This window comes from Streptomyces sp. NBC_00377 (assembly GCF_036075115.1).
Lineage (GTDB): Bacteria > Actinomycetota > Actinomycetes > Streptomycetales > Streptomycetaceae > Streptomyces.
Map to the genome: position 1 here is coordinate 6667336 of NZ_CP107958.1, position 24792 is coordinate 6692127.

A 24792-nucleotide genomic window follows, 5' to 3' on the forward strand; every position below is an offset into this window, starting at 1 on the left:
CGTCGAACCGTGACCTACAGGCCGTAGCGCTCCCGCGCCTCCTTCACCGAGGCCGCCTTGACCTCACCGCGGCGGGCGAGCTGGGCCAGGGCCGCGACGACGATCGACTCCGCGTCGACGCCGAAGTGGCGGCGGGCCGCCTCGCGGGTGTCGGAGAGGCCGAAGCCGTCCGCGCCCAGCGAGGACCAGTCCTGCTCGACCCACTGCGCGATCTGGTCCGGGACCTGGCGCATGTAGTCGGAGACCGCGAGTACCGGGCCCTCGGCGCCCTGGAGGGCCCGGCGGACGTACGGCAGGCGCTCCTCGCCGCGCAGCAGGGCCGCGTCGGCGTCCAGCGCGTCGCGGCGCAGCTCGGTCCAGGAGGTCGCGGACCACACGTCGGCGGCCACGCCCCACTCCTCGGCGAGCAGCTTCTGCGCCTTCAGGGTCCAGTGGATGGCCGTGCCGGAGGCCAGCAGCTGGATGCGCGGGGCGTTGGCCGCCGCCACCTGCACGCCCGCCGACTCCGCCGTGTTGAAGCGGTACAGGCCCTTGAGGATGCCCTCGTCGACGCCGGGCGCGGACGGCTTGGCCGGCTGCGGCATCGGCTCGTTGTAGACGGTGAGGTAGTAGAAGACGTTCGGGTCCTCGCCCGGGGCCGCCTCGCCGTACATCCGGCGCAGACCGTCCTTGACGATGGCCGCGATCTCGTACGCGAACGCCGGGTCGTAGCTGAGGGCGGCCGGGTTGGTCGCGGCGATGACCGGGGAGTGGCCGTCGGCGTGCTGGAGGCCCTCGCCCGTCAGCGTCGTCCGGCCGGCCGTGGCGCCGACGAGGAAGCCGCGGCCGAGCTGGTCGCCGAGCTGCCACATCTGGTCGGCCGTGCGCTGCCAGCCGAACATGGAGTAGAAGATGTAGAACGGGATCATCGCCTCACCGTGCGTGGAGTACGCGGTGGACGCGGCGATGAAGTCGGCCATCGAACCGGCCTCGGTGATCCCCTCGTTGAGGATCTGGCCGTTCTTGGCCTCCTTGTAGTACATCAGCTGGTCGCGGTCGACCGGCTCGTACGTCTGGCCCTTGGGCGAGTAGATCCCGAGCGACGGGAACAGGCTCTCCATGCCGAAGGTGCGCGCCTCGTCGGGGACGATCGGCACCCAGCGCCTGCCGGTCTCCTTGTCGCGGACCAGGTCCTTGACCAGCCGGACGAAGGCCATGGTGGTGGCCACGTTCTGGGAGCCGGAGCCCTTGTCGAAGGAGGCGAAGACCTTGTCGGCGGGGGCCGGCAGCGGGGCGAGGGCGTGCGTGCGGCGGGCCGGGGCCGGACCGCCGAGGGCCGCGCGGCGCTCCTGGAGGTAGCGGACCTCGGGGGAGTCGGCACCGGGGTGGCCGTAGGGGACCACGCCGTCGACGAACCGAGCGTCCGGGATCGGCAGCTCCAGCAGGTCGCGCATCGTCTTGAACTCGTCCACCGAGAGCTTCTTCATCTGGTGGTTGGCGTTCTTCGACGCGAAGCCCTCACCGAGGGTGTGGCCCTTGACCGTCTGGGCCAGGATGACCGTCGGGGCGCCCTTGAACTCCACGGCCGCCTTGTAGGCCGCGAACACCTTGCGCGCCTCGTGGCCGCCGCGGGAGAGGTGGAAGCACTCGAGGATCTTGTCGTCGCTCAGCAGCTTCGCCAGCTCGGCGAGCGCCGGGTCCTTGCCGAAGAAGTCCTCGCGGATGTAGGCGGCGCCGCGCGTCTGGTACGTCTGCACCTGGGCGTCCGGTACCTCGCGCAGCCGGCGTACCAGCGCGCCCGTGGTGTCCAGCTGGAACAGCTCGTCCCAGGCGGAGCCCCACAGCGACTTGATCACGTTCCAGCCGGCGCCGCGGAACTGGGCCTCCAGCTCCTGCACGATCTTGAAGTTCGCGCGGACCGGGCCGTCGAGGCGCTGGAGGTTGCAGTTGATGACGAAGGTCAGGTTGTCGAGACCCTCGCGGGAGGCGAGTGCGAGTGCCGCCGTCGACTCGGGCTCGTCCATCTCGCCGTCGCCGAGGAACGCCCACACGTGGGACGCGGAGACGTCCTTGATGCCGCGGTTGGTGAGATAGCGGTTGAAGCGCGCCTGGTAGATGGCGGAGAGCGGGCCGAGACCCATCGACACCGTCGGGAACTCCCACAGCCAGGGCAGCCGGCGCGGGTGCGGGTACGACGGGAGACCGTCGCCGCCCGCCTCCTGACGGAAGTTGTCGAGGTGCTGCTCGCTCAGCCGGCCGTCGAGGAAGGCGCGGGCGTAGATGCCGGGGGAGGCGTGGCCCTGGATGTAGAGCTGGTCGCCCGAGCCGTCGGCCTCCTTGCCCTTGAAGAAGTGGTTGAAGCCGGTCTCGTAGAGCCAGGCGGCGGAGGCGAAGGTGGCGATGTGGCCGCCGACGCCGTGTTTGCTGCCCCGGGTCACCATCGCGGCCGCGTTCCAGCGGTTCCACGCGGTGATCCTGCGCTCCATCTCCGGGTCACCGGGCGCGGACGGCTCGGCGGCGGTGGGGATGGTGTTGACGTAGTCCGTCTCGAGCAGCTTGGGCAGCGCGATGCCGTTGCCCTCGGCGCGCTCCAGTGTGCGGCGCATCAGGTACGCGGCACGGTGCGGCCCGGCCGCCTTGGCGACCGCGTCCAGGGAGGCCTGCCATTCGGCGGTCTCCTCCGGGTCCCGGTCGGGGAGCTGGTCGAGCGCGCTCGGCTGGATGGCCTGGGGGTCGGTCATGTCGCCGCCTTCCTCAGTCGAAGGGGGTTCCCTGTGAGGTGTTGATCGGGGGGTGCCCTTGGTCTTTGGCAGGACAGGGCGTGGGGCGCCGGCGCGATACCGAGGTGCGGCTCCGCCGACGGCCCGTCGGTGACTGTAACTCCCTGATCGATGATCGATCAAAGGGTGGAAGGGCAAAACCTCTCGATTACGAGAAAGTAGGCACGGGGTGCCTTGCCGACAGGCACCCGGTGCCGCGTCAGGGGAGGGTTTTCGCAGGTCGGAGGCCACGTATGAGCGCGTGTACGCTCCACTGAAACGAGGGCCGACGGCTGGGCCGGGCCGCGGGAAGCGTCGACGCCGGACAGGCCCTACGCCCGGTCCGGACGGGCCCTACGCCCGGGGAGCGCATCCGAGGACATGTGCCTTCACCAGCTCGGCGATCCTCGGGTCCTGCCGCCGGAACGCCTGCACGAGCGCCTCGTGCTCCTCCGCGTACGACTGCTGCACGGTCCCCAGCCAGCGGATCGACAGCGCCGTGAACACCTCGATGCCCAGGCCCTCCCAGGTGTGCAGGAGCACCGAGTTCCCGGCCGCCCTGACCAGCTCACGGTGGAATCCGACGGTGTGCCGCACCTGGGCCGTGCCGTCCGCCTCGCGGTCCGCCTCGTACAGGGCGGCGACATGCGGTTCCAGGGCCGAGCAGTCCTCCGCGAGCCGCTGAGCGGCCAGCTCCGCCGCGATCGCCTCCAGGCCGGCCCGCACCGGGTAGCTCTCCTCCAGGTCCGCGGCGGTGAGGTTGCGCACCCGTACGCCCTTGTTGGGCGCGGACTCGATCAACCGCAGCGACTCCAGCTCGCGCAGCGCCTCCCGCACCGGCGTCTGGCTGACCTCCAGCTCGGTCGCGATCCGCCGCTCCACGATCCGCTCGCCCGGTTTCCAGCGCCCGCTCACGATCCCCTCCACGATGTGCTCGCGGATCTGTTCGCGCAGCGAGTGGACGACGGGCGCGGTCATGAAGGCTCCTTCGAGAGGGGCCGCTCGGGCCTCCGGGGGCGTTTGACGTTTAGACAATACGGCCGTGAGCGCTTTCCAGAAGGGCACGCGGGGGTGCTTTTACGCAGGTGAGACGAGACTTACACGAGCGTGACCGGGGCCGGCCCGCCGGTCGGCCCCAAGTCGGCTCAGAGGTCGAGAACCGCGCGCAGCGCGTTGTCGACGAGTGCCATCTGCCCGGGGCCGATGTTGCCGTGCGCGGTGCCCGTGCCGAAGCGGGCCGCGCTGACCTGGAGCAGGTTGACGGCAACAACGGACGCCTCGATGGGCGAGGTCAGGCGGACGCTCATCGCCGTGTCGGGGTGTACGGCCGGGGCGTGCAGCACCAGGACGACCACCGCCCCGTAGGCGTCGGCGAGCCCGTCGAGGCTCACGACGAGCACCGTGCGGACGCCCTTGCCCGTGTCGACGTCCCACACGTCCCCCTTGCGGACGGTCACAGGGCGTCACCTTCTCCTTCGAGGTCAAGCGTGCCGAGGGCGGCCAGCTTGTGTGCCGCGTCCAGCGTCATCTGTCGACGGAGGGCTCGCAGTATGTAGTCGTTGAGGGAGGGGGCGTCGGCGGCGGCGTCCCGCAGGGCCTTGTCCATGGAGTCCGGGATGCGCAACGTGATGGCACTCATGACGTCAAATATAGTGGCGCACATGGCTTCATGAGTGGGTTCGCCGGAACCGGGACAAAGGTGCCCCCGCCCGGAGAACCGGACGGGGGCACCTGTGCTGCTGGAGCGACGGGGTCAGAGGCCGAGCTCGACCTCGAACTCGCCGGCCTCCAGGATGGCCTTGACCGCGGTCAGGTAACGGGCCGCGTCGGCGCCGTCGACCAGACGGTGGTCGTAGGACAGGGTCAGGTACGTCATGTCGCGGACGCCGATGACCGTGCCCTCCTCCGTCTCGATGACGGCCGGACGCTTGACCGTGGCACCGATGCCGAGGATCGCGACCTGGTTCGGCGGCACGATGATCGTGTCGAACAGCGCGCCGCGCGAACCGGTGTTGCTGATGGTGAAGGTCGCGCCGGACAGCTCGTCCGGGGTGATCTTGTTCGCGCGGACCTTGCCCGCCAGGTCGGCCGTGGCCTTGGCGATACCGGCGATGTTCAGGTCGCCCGCGTGCTTGATGACCGGGGTCATCAGGCCCTTCTCGGAGTCCACCGCGATACCGATGCTCTCGGTGTCGAAGTAGGTGATCGTGCCCTCGTCCACGTTGATCCGGGCGTTGACGGCCGGGTGGGCCTTCAGCGCCTGGGCCGCCGCCTTCACGAAGAACGGCATCGGCGAGAGCTTGACGCCCTCGCGGGCCGCGAAGGAGTCCTTCGCCTGCGCGCGGAGCTTCATCAGCCGGGTGATGTCGACCTCGACGACCGACGACAGCTGCGCCTGCTCGTGCAGCGCCTTGACCATGTTGTCGCCGATGACCTTGCGGATGCGGGGCATCTTGACGGTCTGGCCGCGGAGGGGGGAGGCCTCCAGGGCCGGCGCCTTCCTGGCTGCCGGGGCAGCGGCGGCCGGAGCCGGAGCGGCGGCGGCCTTGGCGGCCTCGGCGGCGGCGACGACGTCCTGCTTGCGGATACGGCCGCCGACGCCCGTGCCCTTGACGGCGGCCAGGTCGACGCCGTTCTCGGCGGCGAGCTTGCGCACCAGCGGGGTCACGTACGCGCCGTCGTCACCCGCGGGAGCTGCGGGCGCGGGGACGGCGGGGGCGACCGGAGCCGGAGCGGCCGGCGCGGGAGCCGGGGCGGCGGCGACCGGAGCCGGGGCCGGGGCGGCCGGGGCGGGAGCCGGGGGGGCCGGGGCGGGAGCCGGGGCAGCGGCGGCGGGCGCCGGAGCCGGGGCGGCCGGAGCCGGAGCCGGGGCGGCCGGAGCCGGGGCGGCGGCCGGAGCCGCGCCCGGGGCACCGATGACGGCGAGCTTCGCGCCGACCTCGGCGGTCTCGTCCTCGCCGACCGTGATCTCGAGCAGCACACCGGAGACGGGCGCCGGGATCTCGGTGTCGACCTTGTCGGTCGAGACCTCGAGCAGCGGCTCGTCCTCCGCGACCTCCTCGCCGACCTGCTTCAGCCAGCGGGTGACGGTGCCCTCGGTGACGGACTCGCCGAGCGCGGGCAGGACGACGTCCGTGCCCTCGGCGGAGCCGCCGCCGGTGGCGGCCTCGGCGGTGGGAGCGGGGGCCGGGGCAGCCTGCTCGGTGGACGGCGCGGCAGCGGCCGGCTCCGGGGCGGGCTCGGCGACCGGCTCGGCGGCCGGAGCCGGAGCGGCGGCGGGGGCGCCGGTGCCGTCGTCGATGACGGCCAGCTCGGCGCCGACCTCGACCGTCTCGTCCTCGGCGACCTTGATGGAGGCCAGGATGCCGGCGGCGGGGGAGGGGATCTCGGTGTCGACCTTGTCGGTCGAGACCTCGAGCAGGGGCTCGTCGGCCTCGACGCGCTCACCCTCGGCCTTCAGCCAGCGGGTGACAGTGCCCTCGGTGACGCTCTCGCCGAGCGCCGGAAGGGTTACGGAAACCGCCATGGTTTCGGTTGCTCCTTAACGATTGCGGAAGTCTGAGTCGTCGCTTCGTCGACCGAGGGGTCAGTCGTGCGAGTGCAGCGGCTTGCCCGCCAGGGCCAGGTGGGCCTCGCCGAGCGCCTCGTTCTGCGTCGGGTGGGCGTGGATGAGCTGCGCGACCTCGGCGGGCAGCGCCTCCCAGTTGTAGATCAGCTGGGCTTCGCCGACCTGCTCGCCCATGCGGTCGCCGACCATGTGGACGCCGACCACGGCACCGTCCTTCACCTGGACGAGCTTGATCTCGCCCGCGGTGTTGAGGATCTTGCTCTTGCCGTTGCCCGCGAGGTTGTACTTCAGAGCGACGACCTTGTCCGCGCCGTAGATCTCCTTGGCCTTGGCCTCGGTGATGCCCACGGAGGCGACCTCGGGGTGGCAGTACGTCACCCGGGGGACACCGTCGTAGTCGATCGGGACGACCTTCTGACCGGCAAGGCGCTCCGCCACCAGCATGCCCTCGGCGAAGCCGACGTGCGCGAGCTGGAGCGTGGGGACCAGGTCACCGACGGCGGAGACGGTCGGGACGTTGGTACGCATGTACTCGTCGACCAGGACGTATCCGCGGTCCATGGCGACGCCCTGCTCCTCGTAGCCGAGACCGGCGGAGACGGGCCCGCGGCCCACCGCGACCAGCAGGACCTCGGCCTCGAACTCCTTGCCGTCGGCCAGCGTGACCTTGACGCCGTCGCCGGTGTACTCGGCCTTGGAGAAGAAGGTGCCCAGGTTGAACTTGATGCCGCGCTTGCGGAAGGCGCGCTCAAGAAGCTTGGAGGAGTTCTCGTCCTCGACCGGGACGAGGTGCTTGAGGCCCTCGATGACCGTCACGTCGGAGCCGAAGGACTTCCACGCCGAGGCGAACTCGACGCCGATGACGCCGCCGCCCAGGATGATCGCGGACTTCGGCACGCGGTCCAGGACGAGGGCGTGGTCCGAGGAGATGATCCGGTCGCCGTCGATCTCCAGACCCGGCAGCGACTTCGGCACGGAGCCGGTCGCGAGCAGCACGTGGCGGCCCTGGACCCGCTGACCGTTCACGTCGACGGAGGTCGGGGAGGACAGGCGGCCCTCACCCTCGATGTACGTCACCTTCCGGGAGGCGATCAGCCCCTGAAGGCCCTTGTACAGACCGGAGATGACACCGTCCTTGTACTTGTGGACGGCGGGGACGTCGATGCCCTCGAAGGTGGCCTTGACGCCGAACTGCTCGCTCTCGCGGGCCTGGTCGGCGATCTCACCCGCGTGCAGCAGGGCCTTGGTGGGAATGCAACCCCGGTGCAGGCAGGTGCCGCCGACCTTGTCCTTCTCGATCAGGGCGACGTCCAGGCCCAGCTGCGCCCCGCGCAGGGCCGCGGCGTAACCGCCACTACCACCGCCGAGAATCACTAGGTCGAAAACGGTGCTGGCGTCGTTCGCCACGTCACGTCCTCCATGCATGTGCGCCGTGCGCCGGTCGTCGCTGACCGCCGGCGGCTGGTGTCCGGCCGCTCTTTCTTCGGCCCTGTGGTGGGGGCCCTGTCCTGCCGAGGCCCATCTTCGCACTTGCAGGAGGCGAACGAGACGCGGGGCCGGGGTGTGAGACACCCCACGCTCACTTGTGACAGATGTGAGGAGACGTGCTCCGGGGCGCGGGGAACCGCGCGACCGGCCACGTCGGGCCCGCACCCGCCACATGACGGACGGACCCGAGTGATCAGGCGCACAGTCCCCCTCTGCCGGAGGGACTAGCCGAGGTCGCCGGAGGCGGTCAGCTCGGCCAGCCGCACCAGCGTCCGCACCGCGGTGCCGGTACCGCCCTTCGGGGTGTAGCCGAACGGGCCGCCCTCGTTGAACGCGGGCCCGGCGATGTCCAGGTGCGCCCAGGTGATCCCCTCGCCCACGAACTCGCGCAGGAAGAGACCGGCCACGAGCCCGCCGCCCATCCGCTCGCCCATGTTCGCGATGTCCGCGACCGTGGAGTCCATGCCCTTGCGCAGGTGCTCCGGCAGCGGCATCGGCCACGCCGGCTCGCCGACCTCCTCCGCCGCCTCGTGCAGCGTGGAACGGAAGGCGTCGTCGTTGGCCATGATGCCGAAGGTCCGGCTGCCCAGCGCCAGCATCATGGCGCCGGTCAGGGTCGCGACGTCGACGATCGCGTCCGGCTTCTCGGCGGAGGCCGCCCACAGCGCGTCCGCGAGGACCAGGCGGCCCTCGGCGTCCGTGTTGAGGACCTCGACGGTCTTGCCGCTGTACATCCGCAGAACGTCACCCGGGCGGGTGGCGGAGCCGGACGGCATGTTCTCGGCGAGCGCCAGCCAGCCGGTGACGTTCACCTCGAGACCGAGCCGTGCGGCGGCGACGACCGCGGCGAAGACCGCCGCCGCACCGCTCATGTCGCACTTCATCGTCTCGTTGTGCCCGGCCGGCTTCAGCGAGATGCCGCCCGAGTCGTAGGTGATGCCCTTGCCGACGAACGCGAGGGTCTTCTTCGCCTTGGAGGAGGTGTACGACAGCTTCACCAGGCGCGGGGCGGAGGCCGAACCGGCGCCGACGCCCAGGATGCCGCCGTAGCCGCCCTTGGTGAGGGCCTTCTCGTCGAGCACCTGCACCTTGATGCCGTGCTCCTTGGCCGCCGTCTGGGCGAGAGCGGCGAACGCCTCGGGGTCGAGGTCGTTCGGCGGCATGTTGATCAGGTCGCGGGCGCGGTTGAGCTCCTCGCCCACGGCGGCGGCCCGCAGCAGCGCAGCCTTGTGGGCGGCGTCGCGCGGCTTCCCGCCGAGCAGGGCGGCCTCGGCGAGCGGGGCCTTGCCGTTCTTGGAACGGGTGTCGTCGCCGTTGTGCTTGTACGCGTCGAAGGAGTACGCGCCGAGCACCACGCCCTCGCCGACCGCGCCGAGATCCGCGGCGTCGGTCACCGGCAGGACGAAGACGGCCTTCTTCGCGCCGGTGAGGGTGCGGGCAGCCGATCCGGCCGCCTTGCGCAGCGCCTCGGGGTCGAAGCCGGAGTCCTTCGCGGGCTCCGTGCCGAGCCCCACCGCGAGCACGAGCGGTGCCTTGAAACCGGCCGGGGCGGGCAGCTTGGTCACCTCGCCCTCGGCCCCGGAGGCGCCGAGGGTTTCCAGGACGGCGGCGAGCCGGCCGTCGTAGGCCTTGTCGACGGCTTCGGCGCCTGGGGCAACGATCGGGCCTTTCGCGCCCTTGGCGACACCGATCACGATCGCGTCGGCCCGGAGGCCGGGCGCCGCGGCGGTGCTGAGAGTGAGAGCAGTCACGGTGGTGAAATCTCGCTTCCGATGTGGAGTTGCGGTGGCCGGAATGTGTGGGTCGACCGGGCCCGACAGCCGACCCTAGAACCGGGTCGTGGGTGCGGTCGTATCCGGGGGTGCCTCACCGGCGCGGCGGACCGGCGTGACGAATCCCGGAACGAGCGTACGCGTGCGTGTGCGTTCGCTCATGCACGCGAGTGTTCACCCGTCGGCGACGTCGTGGCCACCTCCCGATCCTCGCACTCCATGAACCGCGTCACACCCGTCGGGTCGGGTGTGACGCCCGGGGTGCGGGGACGCGGCACGGCGGCATGGGCGATCATCGTCGGGTATGCCGTCGCACAACCTGGAGCCCGCCCGGTGAGACGCCCGATCCTGCTGCTGTCCCTCCTCGCGCTGCCGCTCGCGGGCTGCGCCTCCGCTCAGGACCGCACAGCGGACGGGACGCCGCACCCGGCGTCGGGCACGGCGTCGGGCACGGCGTCCGGCCGTACGCCGGACGGGAGTACGGGCGCCGGCCCGTCGGCGGGCAAGCGCTGGCAGCCGGCTCCGGGCACCGGCTGGCAGTGGCAGCTGAGCGGCCGCCTGGACACCACCGTCGACGTGCCGGTCTACGACATCGACGGGTTCGACCACACCGCGGCCACGGTCGCCGCTCTGCACGACGACGGCCGCAAGGTCATCTGCTACCTCTCCACCGGCGCCTGGGAGGACTGGCGCCCGGACGCGGCGGAGTTCCCCGGGTCGGTGATCGGCGAGGGCAACGGCTGGAAGGGCGAACGCTGGCTCGACATCCGCGCGTTGGACGTCCTGGAACCCCTGATGGCGGCCCGCCTCGACATGTGCCGCGACAAGGGGTTCGACGCGGTCGAGCCGGACAACATGGACGGCTACGAGAACACCACGGGCTTCCCGGCCGAGGCCGCCGACCAGCTCCGCTACAACCGCCTCATCGCCCGGCTCGCCCACGACCGGGGCATGTCGGTCGGCCTGAAGAACGACCTCGACCAGATACCCGAACTCGTCGACGACTTCGACTTCGCGGTCGACGAACAGTGCGCCCAGTACGGCGAGTGCGAGCAGCTCACCCCCTTCATCGAGGCGGGCAAGGCCGTCTTCCACGTCGAGTACGAACTCCCCACGAGCGACTTCTGCGCCGACTCCCGCCGTCTGAAGCTGAGTTCCCTGCTCAAGAAGTACGAGCTGGGCGTGTGGCGCGAGGCGTGCTAGTGCCGCGGCGGGCAACGTTTGCCCGTCAAGGAGCGGCGTCCGGTGCGTGCTCTCGGCGTGCCGGCCGGAAGTCCTCGTACTGGACGTACCTGGGCTTTCGGCCGGTGCGGCGAGAGTGCGTGCCGGGCGTCGCGACGGGGCGAACGTTGCCTGTCGCGGCACTAGCCGGCGCTAGCGGCCCAGGCACAGCAGCAGGAGCGTGACGGTCGCCGCCGTCTCCGCCAGCCCGCCGAACACGTCCCCGGTGATCCCGCCGAAACGGCGCGTGCAGTGCCGCAGGAGGACTTCGGCGGCGACCAGGGCGCCGAGGACGGCCAGTGCGGTACGGACGGCGTCGTACGGCTCCAGAAGGGGCCCCGGATCGACCGCCCCGATGACGGCGCCGACGCCACCGTCGTACGGTCCGAACCACCCGCCCGCGACCGCCGCCGCCAGCGTGACGAGTACGGCGGTGAGTACCGCGCCCCGCACCGGGACCACACCGGCCACCGCCGCCCCGAGCCCCTCCGGCCGCGCGGCCGGCACCCCGTCGCGGGCCGCCAGGGTCAGTGCGAGACGCGCGGCGACCGCCGAGACGACGGCGGCCAGCGCGCCCCGGGCCCAGGAGGCGTCGTAGAGCTGCGTCAGCGCGGCGACCTGGGCGAGCAGCACGAGGATCAGGGTGAGGACGCCGAACGGACCGATGTCGGACTGCTTCATGATCCGCAGCGCGTCCTCGGCGGGCCTGCCGCTGCCGAGACCGTCCGCGGTGTCGGCCAGCCCGTCGAGATGCAGACCGCGGGTGAGGGCGGCGGGCACGGCGGCGGAGGCGACGGCGGCGAGCAGCGGGCTGGCGCCCAGGTACAGCAGCAGCAGACCGAGCCCGGCCGCACAGCCGCCCACGACCAGCCCGGCCACCGGGGCGCTCAGCATGCCCCCGCGCGCGGTCTCCCGGTCCCAGCGGGTCACCCGGACCGGGAGCACGGTGAGGGTGCCGAAGGCGAAGCGGAGGCCGTCGAAGGGCGAGGTCATGGACACGGCGGCAGACTAGCCCGGACGCCGCACCCACGCGGCAGCCCGTCCCGCACCCCGGGAGACTGGCGGCATGGGCCAGTGGGTGCAGCGCAACATCGTCGAACCGGGCAAGGTCCCCCTGCTCGTCGCCCTGACCGCGTTCGTCCTCACCTTCCTGATCACCCGGGTCATCACGCGCCTCATCCGCGCGGGCAAGGGCCCCTTCGGCAACATCAGCTCCGGCGGGGTGCACATCCACCACGTCGTCCCCGGCGTGGTCCTGACCGTCACGGGCGGCTTCGGCTCGGTGGCGAGCGGCCGGAGCGGCTTCGGGGCGGTCGCCTTCGCGGTGGTCTTCGGCATCGGTACGGGCCTCGTCCTCGACGAGTTCGCGCTGATCCTGCACCTCGACGACGTGTACTGGACCGAGGCGGGCCGCAAGAGCGTGGAGGCGGTGGTCCTGACGGCGGCGCTGGGCGGGCTGCTGCTGGTGGGCTTCGCGCCGTTCGGCGTCAACGACATGAGCCAGGACGAGCTTCAGGACCGGGGCAGTGTCATCTCGACCGTGGTGCTCAACTTCGCGTTCTCGCTGGCCGTGCTGAGCAAGGGCAAGGCCAAGATGGCGGTGTTCAGCGTCTTCATCCCGTTCCTGGGACTGCTGGGCCTGGTACGGCTGGCCCGGCCCGGCTCACCGTGGGCCCGCCGGTTCTACCGGCGGCGGCCGCGGGCGCGGGCGAAGGCGGTGCTGCGCGCCTACCATCACGACCGCCGCTGGGCGGGGCCCCGGCGGATCGTGGGGGACTGGCTGGGCGGGAAGACCACCGCGGAACTGGCCCGGTCCGAGGGGCACAAGTGAGGGCGGCCCGCTCGGAAGCGGCCCCCGGCCGCACGGCGCCCCCGGGACATCAGGCCCGTTCACGCCTCACGCCGCACCCGTGGACGAGCACGGCACCCCGGCCCTCGGCGGGGCGTTCAACCCCGCAGTCGCCTCGCGCCGGCCGGCGAGGCCGGGTGCCGGTGCCGCCCGGTGAGGGTCGGCGGTGCCAGGAGCCGGAACCGTCCCGCGGCCCGTGACCGGGCCGTGGGACGCCGACCGTCCCGGGGCTTTCGGCGGAGCCGTGAGCCGCCCCGGCCCCCTGCCCTGCGGCGCAGCCATATGACGGCGCGACGGCGTGCCCTGCGCAGGAGGGTGCCCGTTCCGCCGCGCGTGCTCCGGGTGGGCTCACCCGGGGTTCGCCGGTCATGGCGCCGGTCACGGGCACGGCGTCGCGCGTGCGTCTCCGTCACCGCGGACAGCACCAGTACCGCCGCGATCGCCGCCAGGTGCTCCTGGCCCGCCAGGTTGTTCTTCAGCAGGACCTCGGCCACTATCGCGACGATCACCGCCACCGCCGTCGCGTACGCCCGATAGCGCCGGCCCAGGAACACCGCGAGGCCGACCACGGCCGCCGACGGGCCGGTGTCCACGATCCGGGCGTCGGCGGCGGGCAGACCGAGCGGGCTGCCGGGGCCGAGGGCGATGCCCACGCGCGCGTACAGCGTGCCGGCGAGCGTGGCGGCGTAGGCGACGCCGAGCGTCCGCCACCAGCCCAGGCACAGCTCCGCGATCCCGAAGACCAGCAGGATCTGTGCGAGGGCGCCCCAGACCGGCAGGTCCAGCGCGGGCACGAACAGGGACAGCGGGGTGCGCAGCAGGGCCAGCCACAGAGGGTCTTCGGCCCGTACCGCCCCGATGCCCTGGACCGGTCGGTACCCCCACGACTGGTTCTGCACGACCTGGGTCACCGACGTCAGACACACCGCTGCGAGGGTCATCGGGACCGCCCGCCGGCGCCGCCGCGCAGCCGACGCCCGCGCGGCCTCGTACAGCGGCCCCCATTCGGCGCGGGCCCAGCGGACGACCGTCCTCACCGGTGGGTCTCCAGGTGCGCCCGGCGCAGCCACCCCGGCAGCCCCGGCGCCTCCAGGAAGCCCTCCGCCCGCGCCGACGCGATCCCGATGCGGGGCAGGTCCGCGCTCTTCTCGAAGAGCAGGAACCGGGGCTCCCAGATCGGCCGGTACTTGGCGTTGGCGCGGTACAGCGACTCGATCTGCCACCAGCGGGAGCAGAAACTGAGCAGCGAGCGCCACAGCCGCAGCACCGGCCCCGCGCCGAGCCGAGCGCCCCTTTCGAAGACCGAGCGGAACACCGCGAAGTTCAGCGAGACCTGGGTGATCCCGATCTCCCTGGCCTCCCGGGCCCGCCGGAGCAGCTCGATGACCATGAACTCCATCAGCCCGTTGTCGCAGTCACGGTCCCGCCGCATCAGATCGAGGGACAGCCCGCGCGGCCCCCAGGGCACGAAGGAGAGCAGGGCCCGCAGCTCCCCCCGGGCGTCGGTGCACTCCAGCATCACGCAGCGGCCGTCCCGCGGGTCCCCGAGCCGCCCCAGCGCCATGCTGAACCCGCGTTCGGTGGCCCCGTCCCGCCAGTCGTCGGCGCGTCGGAGCAGGAACGCCATCTCGTCGGCCGGGATGTCCTCGTGCCGTCGTACGCGCACCGAGTACCCGGCCCGCCGGACCCGGTTGTACGCCTGGCGGACGGTCCGCATGGCCCGCCCCTCGAGGGTGAAGTCGCCGACCTCCACCAGGGCCTCGTCCCCGAGCTCCAGCGCGTCGAGCCCGTGCCGGGCGTACACGGTGCCGGCCTCCTCGCTCGCGCCCATCACCGCCGGGATCCACCCGTGCGCCCGTGCCTCGGTGAGCCACGGCCCGATCGCCCCAGGCCACGCCTCCGGATCGCCGATCGGGTCGCCGGACGCCAGTGACACCCCGCCGAGGACGCGGTAGGCGACGGCGGCCTTCCCGGTCGGCGACCAGCACACGCTTTTCTCCCGGCGCAGCGCGAAGTAGCCGAGCGAGTCCCGCTCGCCGTGCCGGTCGAGGAGCTCCCGAAGCCGTTTCTCGTCGTCGTCGGTGAGCGGGTCGACGGTCCGCCGGGAGCGGAACGCGGCGTACAGGACGGCGAGCACCAGCACCGTGCTCAGCACGTTGACGGCGACGTCGACCCAAGTGGGCGGGGCGATCCCGTGGACGCGGCGGTCGTCGGCGGCGACGGAGACCAGCCGCAGGGCGCCGTAGCGCCAGCGTTCGAGGAAGGTGGAGGGCGTGGACGCCCGGTCGGTGACCGTCACCAGCAGCGCCGCCAGCAGCGAGGCCCCCAGCAGCCCGCCCGCGCCGACGGCCGCGGCAAGCCTCGGATTGGACCGGTCGCCCTTCGCGTAGAACTCCCGCCGTCCGGCGAGCAGCGCCGCGACGAACGCGGCGGTCAGCGCGAGCGAGACCCAGTTCTGCGGTTGCCGCCGGACCTCCGGGAATGCCATGGCCAGCGCGAACAGCACCAGGAACGCCCCGCTCAGACCCAGGTTCAGGAGCCACGCGGCCCGTTTGCGCCGCCGCATCGTGACGGCCAGGAAAGCGGTGAAGACGCCGGAGGCGAAGCCGGCCGTCAGCAGATAGGGCGTGAAGAGGTTCTCCTGGTTGTGCCGCCGCACGTCCTGCCCCAGGGAGACCCACACCGCACTGAGGAAGTTGACGAACGCGACGGCACGCAGGTACCAGACGGCGAAGGCGGCGGCGCCCCGGGTATTGCCCATGAGAGGTGATCATATGGGTGCACTTCAGGGAAACCGCTCTTTTGGCGCCGCCTGTCCCTTCTTGCCCCTTTACTGCTCCTTCGGTTCCTCCACTGAAGCCCCGGCCGCCTCGCCCTGAACCCCGGTCGACCCGCCGAAACTCCCGGTCGGTTCCCCGGAAGCGTCGGCCCCCTCGTCGGAGACCGCGGACTCCTCGTCGGAGGTCCCGGTCTTCTCGTCGGGCACTTCGGGCTTCTCGGGAAGCTCCGCCGCCAGTGCGGCCGCCGCCTGCACCAGGGGCAGCGCGAGCAGGGCGCCGGCGCCCTCCCCGACCTTCACGCCCTGGTCGAGCAGCGGTTCCAGGGCCATCCGGTCGAGCGCCTTCGCCTGTCCCGGCTCACCGCTGCGGTGCGCGGCCAGCCACCAGTCCGGCGCCCGGAACGCGACCCGCTGCCCGACGAGCGCACAGGCGGCCGCCACGACGCCGTCCAGGACGACCGGCAACTTCCGTACCGCGCACTGGAGCAGAAAACCCGTCATGGCGGCGAGGTCGGCCCCGCCCACCGTCGCCAGCAGCTGCAACTGCTCCCCGAGCACCGGCCGCGCCCGCCTGAGCGCGTCCCGGACGGCGGCGCACTTGCGCATCCACGCCAGGTCGTCGATCGCCTCCCCGCCGCGCCCCGTCACCACGGACGCGTCGGTCCCGCACAGCGCGGCCACCAGCACACCCGCGGCCGTGGTCCCGCCGACGCTGATGTCGCCGAGCACGACCAGATCCGTACCGGAGTCGGCCTCCTCGTCAGCGACGGCCACGCCCGCCAGGAAGGCCGCCTCTGCCTCCTCGAGGGTCAGCGCGTCCTCGATGTCGATACGGCCGCTGCCACGCCGCACCCGATGCCGTACGACGTCCTCGGGGAACGCGTCCGGCTCGCAGTCCAGCGCCATGTCCACGACCCGCACGGGCACGCCGAGGCGGCGGGCGAGCACGGAGACGGGACGGCCGCCCTCGATGACCTCCCGTACCAACTCCGCGGCGCTGCCCGCCGGCCGGGCCGAGACGCCCAGCTCGGCGATGCCGTGATCGCCCGCGAACAGCACCACCCGCGGCCGCTCGACCGGCCGCACGGGCGCCGAGCCCTGCGCCGCCGCCAGCCACTCGCCCAGGTCGTCCAGGCGGCCCAGCGAGCCGGGCGGCACGATCTGACGTTCCCGGCGCGCCTCCGCGTCGCGGCGCACTCCGCCGTCGGGGCGCTCGATCAGATCGGTGAAGTCGTCGAGATTAAGCGAGCTCATTCGCCGAACAGTACCGGCACCGATCGAACAGTTCCGCGCCACATCGTCACCACGCCCGCGTGACGTCATTGCGTCAAAGATCGGTATCCCATACGTTCCGTTTTGCCGCTAATTGTCGTGCCGCGGACCGCCGTCCGCTCCCGATGCCGTCCCCGGAGCCGCTGATGCCCCCCAGGCCCGTCCACGAGCCGCGCAGAGACGACTGCCCCTGGTGCGGCTCGAAGCACCTGCGCACCCGGGTGCGCGCACCGGACCTGCGCCACCGCAGGCCCGGCACCTTCGTGGTCGACGAGTGCCGGGACTGCGCCCACATCTTCCAGAACCCGCGGCTGACGGCCGAAGGGCTGGCGCTGTACGACGCCGACGGCGACGAACGGGCCGGCCGCGCGCACCTCACGGCGACGGCGCGGGCGATGCTGCCCTTCCCCGAGCCGGAGAGCTGGCTGGACGTGGGCACGGGGGACGCCGCCTTCCCCGAGGCGGCGAAGGAACTGTTCGCCTACACGGCGTTCGACGGGGTGGACCCGACCCCCAGGGTCGAGCGGGCGAGGGCGGCGGGCCGGCTGGAGGAAGCGCACGTGGGCGGCCTGACGGCGCCCGAGGTGCTGTCCCGGGTGCGCGGCCGCTACGACGTGGTCAGCATGCTGCACCACCTGGAACACACCCCGGACCCCCGGCGGGAGCTGGCGGCGGCGCTGACGGCCCTGCGTCCCGGGGGCCATCTCCTCCTCGAACTCCCCGACCCGGCCAGCGCGTCCGCGGCCGTGCTGGGCAGGTGGTGGAGCTCCTACGACCAGCCCCGCCACCTCCACCTGATTCCCCTGACCAACCTCCGGGCCGAACTCGAGGTCCAGGGCTGCGACATCGTGGTGACGGACCGCCGCACCGCGCACACCCCGCACGACCTCGCGGCGGCCGCCGCCCTCTGCACGAACCGCACCCGTTGGCGCCGGGCGGCCGCAGCCCTGCGTGTCCTGGCGGCCGCACTCGACCACCTCCTGGCCCCCGCCCTGAGCCGCACCCGCTTCTCGAACACGTACCGGGTCATCGCCCGAAGAAGGTGACCGTCGGAGCACGGCCCCGCAGCCGGGTTCACACGACCGTCCCGTGGCAGGTGCCCACGCAGCCGGTGACCGTCGGCCGAAGGCCGTCCCGTGCCGGTGCGTGCGCAGCCGGTGATCGTCGGGTGGCGGCGCCGGTGCCGGGTGTCCGCGCGCGAGGGCGGAAGGGGCAGGCGGCGGCCGTCCCGGGCCGGTGCCCGCGCAGCGGGTGACCGTCGGCCGACGGCCGTCCCGTGCCGGTGCGTGCGCAGCCGGTGATCGTCGGGTGGCGTGGTGCCGGGTGGCCCTCGCAGCCGGTGACCGTCGGCCGAGGGCCGTCCCGTGCTGGTGCCCGCGCAGCCGGTGTCCGTCAGTCGACGGCCGTCCCGTGCCGGGGCGCGCGCAGCTCGTGGCCGTCGGGTGGAGGCCGCCCCCGTGCCGGTGACGCGCGCAGGGGCGGGGGCTCAGGGGCCGGTCGCCGGGCCGCGCAGGACCAGTGCCTGGCCGGCCACCACCAGGACCACTTCCTCGCACTCGGCGGCGATCGCCGCGTTCAGCCGCCCCAGCTCGTCGCGGTACCGGCGTCCCGACGCCGTGGCCGGAACGATCCCCGAACCCACCTCGTTGGACACCAGTACGACGGTCCGCCGGGCGGAGCGCACGGCCTGTGCCAGCTCCGCCACCCGCGAGCGCAGCGCCCGCTCGCCGCCGTCGGCCCACTGCGCGTCGTCCCACGCCCCGGCGGAGTCCATGACGTCGGTCAGCCACAGCGACAGACAGTCGATCAGCAGCGGTGCGCCGTCCTCGGCCAGCAGCGGCACCAGGTCGCAGGTCTCCACGGTCCGCCAGGACCCCGGCCGCCGGTCGCGGTGCGTGGCGACCCGGGACGCCCACTCGGTGTCGCCGCCCCGGGTCCCCCCGGTGGCGACGTAGAGCACGGCGGGGAAGGACTCCAGCCGCCGCTCCGCCTCCACCGACTTGCCCGACCGGGCCCCGCCCAGCACCAGAGTGCGCCGCGGCACGTCCGGCACGTCCTCGTACACCCCCACGGTCAGCGTCGACCCGTCCGGCACCGCCCGCGCCCCGGCCGCCGCGAGCCGCCGCCGCAACTCCGCGCCCGGCGGCACGTCGTGGTCCAGGTGGACGGCGACCACGTCGGTCGTCGGCCCCACCGCGCCCACCGCCCGCAGCTTCGCCAGCGCGTCCGGCCGACCCACCAGGTCCGCCAGGACCATGTCGTACCGCTCGGCGGTCCCGGACCCCTCCTCGAGTCCGGCCGGTGCGCCCCCGGGCGGCAGGTACAGCAGCCGCTGCCCGTCCGGGCCGGCCACCGCGTACCCGGTGCCGGGCGCGTCCATCGCCACCGCCCGCACCCGATGCCCCGTCAGCAGCGTCAACTCCCGTCCGTCCGGCGCCCGGCCGGGCTGCGGCAGCCCGGCCGGCACCTCCACCGGGGGGCCGTCGTGCGGGTGCGTCAGCAGCACCTGCCGCACCCCGCCCAGCGAATGCCCCGTCCGCGCGGCCGCGAACGCGGCGCCCGGTGTCAGGTCGAGCAGCAGGGCGCCGTCGACGAGCAGCGCGGTCGCGGCCCGCGCGTGCTCCCCGAGCGAGGTCGCGCACACGGCGCAGGGACAGTCGGGGCGGGGCAGGCCCGCGGGGGCACCGGTACCGAGCAGAGTGACTTCCACGAAGCTGATTTTCGCGTGTCTGACCAGGTCTTGCGCATCCGACTAGGCTGCACAGCAGAAGCCGGACCAAGATCCGGCTTCTGCTCTGCTCGTGGTCACAGCTGGGAGGCGTACATGGCGGCATGGACGTGGCGGTTCGAGAAGGCCGACGGGACGGAGGTCCAACCCGCGGTGGAACCCGAGGAGTTCACCACGCAGGGGGACGCCGAGTCCTGGATCGGGGAAGCCTGGAAGGACCTCCTCGAAGGCGGTGCCGACCAGGTGCGGCTCTTCGAGGACTCCACCGAGATCTACGGCCCGATGAGCCTGCACGCGAACGAGGCGTAGCCCTCAGTCGGGGTGGTCGCCGCACGGCCACCCCGGCCACCGCTCACCCGTACGAGTGAATAACGCCGGCCCGGCCAACGGCGCACGGCCCCGGGTGGCGCACAGTCCCAGCCGCGCACGGTCCCGGGCGGCGCACCGACCGTCTCAGCCGCGGACACCGCACAGATGCAGCAGCGCCGCCACCTGCCGGTAGGGGTCGGTCCGTCCGGCCCGCTCCTCGGCGGCCAGCAGACTCTCCCGCTCCCGCGGGTCCTGCGGGATCTCCGTCCCGTCCGCCGCCGTGTCCGTGAAGACCCGCACGCCGTACCAGGCCTGGAGCGGAGCCCCGATCCCGGCGAGCGCGCCGGTCAGTGTCGACAGCCTGTCCGCCCTCACGTCGAGCCCCAGCCGGTTGCGGTAGGCGACGGAGTCGAAGGAGCCCAGCGCACCCGCCCAGTCGCCGGACAGCCCCGGCCGCATGGCCAGCGCGTCCGCGTTGCGCACGAGCAGCGACAGCAGTCCGCCCGGGGCCAGCATCCGCGCGAGCCCCGCGAGCAGGGCGTCCGGCTCCTCGACGTACATGAGCACGCCGTGGCAGAGCACCACGTCGAAACTGCCGGGCAGGAAGTGCACACCGGTGTCCCGGCCGTCGCCCTCGATGATCCGCATCCGCTCCCGGATGCCCTCGGGCTCGCCGCACAGGGCGTCACGGGCCGCGGCGATCATCGTCGCGTCCCGCTCCAGCCCGGTCACCTGGTGACCGAGCCGGGCCAGCCTCAGCGCCTGCGTGCCCTGGCCCATCCCCACGTCGAGCACACGTAGCCGCTGCCCCACCGGGTAGCGCCCCACTATCTGTTCGTCGAGCTGCCGGGCCACCAGCTCCTGCCGTACGACATCGCGCAGCCCACCCAGCCTGTTCAACCAGGCCTCGGCCGCCCCCCCGGAGAAAGCCGCAGTGCTCAGGGCCGCGCTCCACGCTTGACCTGCGGCTTGGGCAGCCGGAGCCGGCGCATCTGTAGGGAGCGCATCAGCGCGTAGGCCACCGCGCCCCGCCGGTTCTGGTCGGGGAAGCGCTCGGCGAGCCGCTTGCGCAGCCGGAAGGCCGTGACGAACGAGTCCAGCACGATCAGCACGATCACGACGAGCCACAGCAGCAGCGCGATGGTCTGCAACGAGCCCACCCGCACCATGCTCAGCACGAGGATGACCACGGCCATGGGCAGGAAGAACTCCGCCACGTTGAACCGGGAGTCGATGAACTCGCGCGCGAACTTGCGGACGGGGCCCTTGTCGCGGACCGGCAGATAACGCTCGTCCCCGCCGGCCAGCGCCTGGCGCTGCCTGTCCAGCTGGGCGCGGCGCTCGCTGCGCTGACGCTTGGCGGCGTCCTTGCGGGACGTCGACGTGTTGGCGACGCTGCGGCGCTGGGAATGGGCCTCACTGCGCTTGGGCGTGGGCCTGCCCTTCTTGGCCTGCGGGTCGCGGGGCTGCATGGAGTCGGTCACCACGGCCTTGTCGGCGGGGGCCTTCTCTTCCTTGGCACGGCTTCGGAACACAAAACCCAAGGGTAAGCGCTCGCGGGCATGGACCCCAGCCCGGAGGGGAACGATCCGGCAACGCCAGTCGTCTGTAGAAGGGACAGACCGGGACAGGAGCAGGGAAGAGGGGGCGCAGGGTGACCTTTCGCTCACCCTGAAGGTCACCTACTCCCTACGCCGGAGCAAGCTCCCGGTCAGTCGTCCTTGGGGATGAGCGCATCCGTCCCCGAACAGTGCGTCAATGGATGCAGGGCCCGTACTGTGGGTTCTGTCGCAGAGCTGGAGCTGGACGTCAGAAGGGGGCGCGCGAAGCCCATGAGCGGTGTCATGAAGCGTATGGGGATGATCTTCCGCGCGAAGGCGAACAAGGCCCTTGACCGGGCCGAGGACCCGCGCGAGACCCTCGACTACTCCTATCAGAAGCAGCTGGAGCTCCTCCAGAAGGTCCGCCGCGGCGTCGCCGACGTCGCGACCTCCCGCAAGCGCCTGGAACTCCAGCTGAACCAGTTGCAGTCGCAGTCCTCCAAACTGGAGGACCAGGGCCGCAAGGCGCTCGCGCTCGGCCGTGAGGACCTCGCCCGCGAGGCGCTCTCCCGCCGCGCGGCCCTCCAGCAGCAGGTCACCGACCTCGAGACGCAGCACTCCACGCTCCAGGGCGAGGAGGAGAAGCTCACCCTCGCGGCGCAGCGACTCCAGGCCAAGGTGGACGCCTTCCGTACGAAGAAGGAGACCATCAAGGCCACCTACACGGCCGCCCAGGCCCAGACCCGCATCGGTGAGGCCTTCTCCGGCATCTCCGAGGAGATGGGCGACGTGGGCCTGGCCATCCAGCGCGCCGAGGACAAGACCGCCCAGCTCCAGGCCCGGGCCGGCGCCCTCGACGAGCTGATGGCCTCCGGAGCCCTGGACGACCCGACGGGCATCGCCAAGGACGACCTCCAGGCCGAGCTGGACCGCCTCTCCGGTGGTACGGATGTAGAGCTGGAACTTCAGCGCATGAAGGCCGAACTCGCCGGCGGCACCCCGCAGCAGGCCATCGAAGGCGGCACGGGCGGGCCGCAGTCCCAGCAGCAGCCGCAGGACACCCCGCGCTTCGACAAGCAGTAGCCCTGCGCGGGGGACCGGAGCCGAGGAGGGCGACATGATCGTTCGGATCATGGGGGAGGGCCAGTGGACACTGGCCGACTCCCGTCTCGTCGAACTGGACGAGCTGGACGACGAACTGCTCGCGGAGATGGAAGGCGGCGACGAGGACGGCTTCCACCGCACCCTCGGCGCCCTCCTGGATGCCGTCCGCCGCCTCGGCGAGCCCCTGCCGGACGACGCCCTGGAACCCTCGGAGCTGATCCTCCCGGCCCCGGACGCGAGCCTGGAGGACGTCCGGGAGATGCTGAGCGACGACGGGCTGATCCCGGGCATCCCGAGCTGAGAGGCGGCAGCCTCCCGGCGCCGGGCACGGTGGTCCGACCGGTCCGGGACGCCCCCTGTGGGGGACGTCGGCGACGAGGCCCGTTCAGGACCGACAGCGGGGGTCCGGGGGCGGTGGCTCCCGGCCACGGCACGGAAAGCGACGGCAACCGAGAAGTGACCCCCCTGAAGTGACCCCCTTCGCCCAGGCCCAGCGCCGGCTGAGAGCCCACCCCCTCGCCCTGGACGCCGCGCTCGCCGCGGGCGTCCTCGTCTGCATGCTGGCCGGCTCCTTCGTCGACCCGCACGGGGAGCACGGCGTCAGCTGGAGCGTCCGCAGCCCGGACCCGCTCAGCCTGCTGCTGATGACCCTGTCCGCCGTCGCCCTGGTCTTCCGCCGCAGCGCCCCCATGACGGTCCTCGCCCTCACCGGCACCGCCTCCGTGATCGAGTCCGTCACCGGCGACCCCCGCGCGCCCGTCGCCATGTCCGCGGTGATCGCGCTGTTCACCGTCGCGGCCGGCACCGACCGCGCCACCACGCTGCGCGCCGGACTGCTCACCATGACGATCCTGACCGGCGCGGCCATGCTCGCCGGCCCCCTGCCCTGGTACGCCCAGGAGAACCTGGGGATCCTCGCCTGGACCGGCATCGGCGCCACCGCCGGTGACGCGGTCCGCAGCCGCCGGGCCGTCGTCCAGGCCATCCGGGACCGCGCAGAGCGCGCGGAACGCACCCGGGAGGAGGAGGCCCGTCGCCGGGTGGCCGAGGAGCGGCTGCGCATCGCCCGCGACCTGCACGATGTCGTCGCCCACCACATCGCCCTGGTCAACGTCCAGGCCGGAGTCGCCGCGCACGTCATGGACAAGCGGCCCGACCAGGCCAAGGAAGCCCTCGCGCACGTCCGCGAGGCCAGCCGCTCCGCGCTCAACGAACTGCGGGCGACCGTCGGCCTGCTGCGCCAGTCCGGCGACCCGGAGGCCCCCACCGAACCCGCCCCCGGCCTGGACCGGCTCGACGAACTCGCCGACACCTTCCGCAACGCCGGTCTCCAGGTCGAGGTGGCCCGCGCCGACCAGGGGACCAAGCTCCCGGCCGCCGTCGACCTGGCCGCCTACCGGGTCATCCAGGAGGCCCTGACCAACGTCCGAAAACACGCGGGATCCGAGGCGAAGGCCGAGGTCAGCGTCGTGCGCGTCGGACCGAACATCGAGGTCACCGTCCTGGACGACGGACATCCCGCGGACGACGGGGCACCGGCGGCCGGCGGCGGTCACGGGCTGCTCGGCATGCGCGAGCGGGTCACCGCCCTGCGCGGCACGCTGACCACCGGTCCCCGCTACGGAGGCGGTTTCCGCGTCCATGCGATCCTGCCGGTCAAGACCCGCACGGCCACCACGGGGGAGAGCGCATGACCATCCGCGTCCTGCTCGCGGACGACCAGGCGCTGCTGCGCAGCGCGTTCCGCGTGCTCGTCGACTCGGAGCCCGACATGGAGGTGGTCGGCGAGGCGTCGGACGGCGCCGAGGCGGTCCGGCTGGCCAAGGAGCAGTGCGCCGACGTCGTCCTGATGGACATCCGCATGCCCGGTACCGACGGACTCGCCGCGACCCGGCTGATCAGCGCCGATCCCTCTCTGGCACAGGTCAGGGTGGTCATCCTGACGACCTTCGAGGTCGACGACTACGTGGTGCAGTCGCTGCGGGCCGGCGCCTCAGGCTTCCTCGGCAAGGGCAGCGAGCCGGAGGAGCTCCTGAGCGCCATCCGGGTCGCCGCCGGCGGGGAGGCCCTGCTCTCCCCGACCGCCACCAAGGGCCTGATCGCCCGCTTCCTGGCGCAGGGTGGCGCGGCCGACGACGACCGCGACCCGGCGCGCTCCGCCCGGCTGGACGCGCTCACCGTGCGCGAGCGCGAGGTTCTCGTGCTGGTCGCCGGCGGGCACTCCAACGACGAGATCGCCGAACGCCTCGAGGTCAGTCCGCTGACCGTGAAGACGCACGTCAACCGGGCCATGGCGAAGCTGGGCGCCCGCGACCGGGCCCAGCTCGTGGTGATCGCGTACGAGTCGGGGCTGGTACGTCCGAGGGTGGAGTGAGCCGGGTCCCGTCGTGCTGCTCCCGGAGTGGGCGCGGGACAGGTGAAGG

At 72.6% G+C, this 24792-nt stretch carries 21 protein-coding genes and 1 pseudogene; 8 read left to right on the top strand and 14 right to left on the bottom strand.

The features are described 5' to 3' along the window. Positions 1-14: 14 nt before the first annotated feature. From aceE to OHS71_RS29590, 7 genes are all read right to left on the bottom strand, one after another. Entirely contained in the window at positions 15-2720 is a 2706-nt protein-coding gene (gene aceE, locus OHS71_RS29560) for a pyruvate dehydrogenase (acetyl-transferring), homodimeric type (RefSeq protein ID WP_328482368.1), read from the bottom strand. 372 nt (positions 2721-3092) lie between these two features. Next, positions 3093-3716, bottom strand: coding sequence for a GntR family transcriptional regulator (locus OHS71_RS29565; RefSeq protein ID WP_328482369.1), 624 nt, complete (start codon positions 3714-3716; stop codon positions 3093-3095). Positions 3717-3883: 167 nt separating this feature from the next. Next, complete coding sequence (locus OHS71_RS29570; RefSeq protein WP_328482370.1) at positions 3884-4195, bottom strand: type II toxin-antitoxin system PemK/MazF family toxin; 312 nt, start codon at positions 4193-4195, stop codon at positions 3884-3886. Next, positions 4192-4377 (bottom strand): hypothetical protein, encoded by a 186-nt coding sequence (locus OHS71_RS29575; protein ID WP_328482371.1) that lies wholly within the window; start codon positions 4375-4377, stop codon positions 4192-4194. The genes OHS71_RS29570 and OHS71_RS29575 overlap by 4 nt, the downstream gene beginning before the upstream one ends. A 114-nt stretch (positions 4378-4491) precedes the next feature. Next, a complete protein-coding gene (sucB, locus tag OHS71_RS29580) occupies positions 4492-6264 on the bottom strand; it encodes a 2-oxoglutarate dehydrogenase, E2 component, dihydrolipoamide succinyltransferase (protein ID WP_328482372.1) in 1773 nt (590 codons plus the stop codon). A gap of 60 nt (positions 6265-6324) precedes the next feature. Continuing rightward, positions 6325-7713: a dihydrolipoyl dehydrogenase gene (lpdA, locus tag OHS71_RS29585; protein ID WP_328482373.1), complete on the bottom strand. Its 1389-nt coding sequence runs from the start codon at positions 7711-7713 to the stop codon at positions 6325-6327. Between the two features lie 305 nt (positions 7714-8018). Continuing rightward, on the bottom strand, positions 8019-9545 hold the full coding sequence (locus OHS71_RS29590) for a leucyl aminopeptidase (protein ID WP_328482374.1): 1527 nt from the start codon (positions 9543-9545) through the stop codon (positions 8019-8021). 354 nt (positions 9546-9899) lie between these two features. On the opposite strand from OHS71_RS29590, the gene OHS71_RS29595 reads away from it, so the two are divergent. Next, positions 9900-10769, top strand: a complete 870-nt coding sequence (locus OHS71_RS29595) for an endo alpha-1,4 polygalactosaminidase (RefSeq protein ID WP_328482375.1) — start codon at positions 9900-9902, stop codon at positions 10767-10769. 171 nt (positions 10770-10940) lie between these two features. Here the strand turns inward: OHS71_RS29595 and OHS71_RS29600 are convergent, their stop codons facing one another. After that, the gene (locus OHS71_RS29600) at positions 10941-11780 is read right to left on the bottom strand and encodes an adenosylcobinamide-GDP ribazoletransferase (protein ID WP_328484684.1); all 840 of its coding nucleotides are present in this window, start codon (positions 11778-11780) and stop codon (positions 10941-10943) included. 73 nt (positions 11781-11853) lie between these two features. Between OHS71_RS29600 and OHS71_RS29605 the strand changes: the two genes are divergently transcribed. Beyond that, a complete protein-coding gene (locus tag OHS71_RS29605) occupies positions 11854-12618 on the top strand; it encodes a hypothetical protein (protein WP_328482376.1) in 765 nt (254 codons plus the stop codon). 362 nt (positions 12619-12980) lie between these two features. Here OHS71_RS29605 and OHS71_RS29610 read toward each other — a convergent pair. The 3 genes and pseudogenes from OHS71_RS29610 to cobT all read right to left on the bottom strand — a co-directional run. Beyond that, a pseudogene (locus tag OHS71_RS29610) lies at positions 12981-13673 on the bottom strand (hypothetical protein); the annotation flags it as partial. Further along, positions 13670-15397: a phosphatidylglycerol lysyltransferase domain-containing protein gene (locus OHS71_RS29615; protein WP_328482377.1), complete on the bottom strand. Its 1728-nt coding sequence runs from the start codon at positions 15395-15397 to the stop codon at positions 13670-13672. The pseudogene OHS71_RS29610 and the gene OHS71_RS29615, both read right to left, overlap by 4 nt. A gap of 69 nt (positions 15398-15466) precedes the next feature. Next, positions 15467-16669, bottom strand: coding sequence for a nicotinate-nucleotide--dimethylbenzimidazole phosphoribosyltransferase (cobT, locus tag OHS71_RS29620; RefSeq protein WP_328482378.1), 1203 nt, complete (start codon positions 16667-16669; stop codon positions 15467-15469). A gap of 164 nt (positions 16670-16833) precedes the next feature. Between cobT and OHS71_RS29625 the strand changes: the two genes are divergently transcribed. Further along, the gene (locus OHS71_RS29625) at positions 16834-17733 is read left to right on the top strand and encodes a class I SAM-dependent methyltransferase (protein ID WP_328482379.1); all 900 of its coding nucleotides are present in this window, start codon (positions 16834-16836) and stop codon (positions 17731-17733) included. A gap of 440 nt (positions 17734-18173) precedes the next feature. Here OHS71_RS29625 and OHS71_RS29630 read toward each other — a convergent pair whose 3' ends face one another. After that, positions 18174-19397 carry a bifunctional adenosylcobinamide kinase/adenosylcobinamide-phosphate guanylyltransferase gene (locus OHS71_RS29630; RefSeq protein WP_328482380.1) on the bottom strand — a complete coding sequence of 408 codons (1224 nt, stop codon included), beginning with the start codon at positions 19395-19397 and terminating at the stop codon, positions 18174-18176. Positions 19398-19511: 114 nt separating this feature from the next. Here OHS71_RS29630 and OHS71_RS29635 point away from each other — a divergent pair, with 114 nt between their 5' ends. Next, positions 19512-19724, top strand: coding sequence for a hypothetical protein (locus OHS71_RS29635; RefSeq protein WP_328482381.1), 213 nt, complete (start codon positions 19512-19514; stop codon positions 19722-19724). Positions 19725-19868: 144 nt separating this feature from the next. Here the strand turns inward: OHS71_RS29635 and OHS71_RS29640 are convergent, their stop codons facing one another. Together OHS71_RS29640 and OHS71_RS29645 are read right to left on the bottom strand one after the other, a co-directional pair. Continuing rightward, positions 19869-20579, bottom strand: a complete 711-nt coding sequence (locus OHS71_RS29640) for a class I SAM-dependent methyltransferase (RefSeq protein ID WP_328484685.1) — start codon at positions 20577-20579, stop codon at positions 19869-19871. 83 nt (positions 20580-20662) lie between these two features. Further along, a complete protein-coding gene (locus OHS71_RS29645) occupies positions 20663-21259 on the bottom strand; it encodes a DUF3043 domain-containing protein (RefSeq protein WP_328482382.1) in 597 nt (198 codons plus the stop codon). Positions 21260-21556: 297 nt separating this feature from the next. On the opposite strand from OHS71_RS29645, the gene OHS71_RS29650 reads away from it, so the two are divergent. The 4 genes from OHS71_RS29650 (at position 21557) to OHS71_RS29665 (ending at position 24743) form a co-directional block, all read left to right on the top strand. Beyond that, on the top strand, positions 21557-22348 hold the full coding sequence (locus tag OHS71_RS29650) for a PspA/IM30 family protein (protein ID WP_328482383.1): 792 nt from the start codon (positions 21557-21559) through the stop codon (positions 22346-22348). 34 nt (positions 22349-22382) lie between these two features. Continuing rightward, a complete protein-coding gene (gene pspAA, locus OHS71_RS29655) occupies positions 22383-22670 on the top strand; it encodes a PspA-associated protein PspAA (RefSeq protein WP_328482384.1) in 288 nt (95 codons plus the stop codon). 169 nt (positions 22671-22839) lie between these two features. After that, positions 22840-24063 (top strand): sensor histidine kinase, encoded by a 1224-nt coding sequence (locus OHS71_RS29660; protein WP_328482385.1) that lies wholly within the window; start codon positions 22840-22842, stop codon positions 24061-24063. Further along, positions 24060-24743 carry a response regulator transcription factor gene (locus OHS71_RS29665; RefSeq protein WP_328482386.1) on the top strand — a complete coding sequence of 228 codons (684 nt, stop codon included), beginning with the start codon at positions 24060-24062 and terminating at the stop codon, positions 24741-24743. The genes OHS71_RS29660 and OHS71_RS29665 overlap by 4 nt, the downstream gene beginning before the upstream one ends. Positions 24744-24792: the final 49 nt, after the last annotated feature.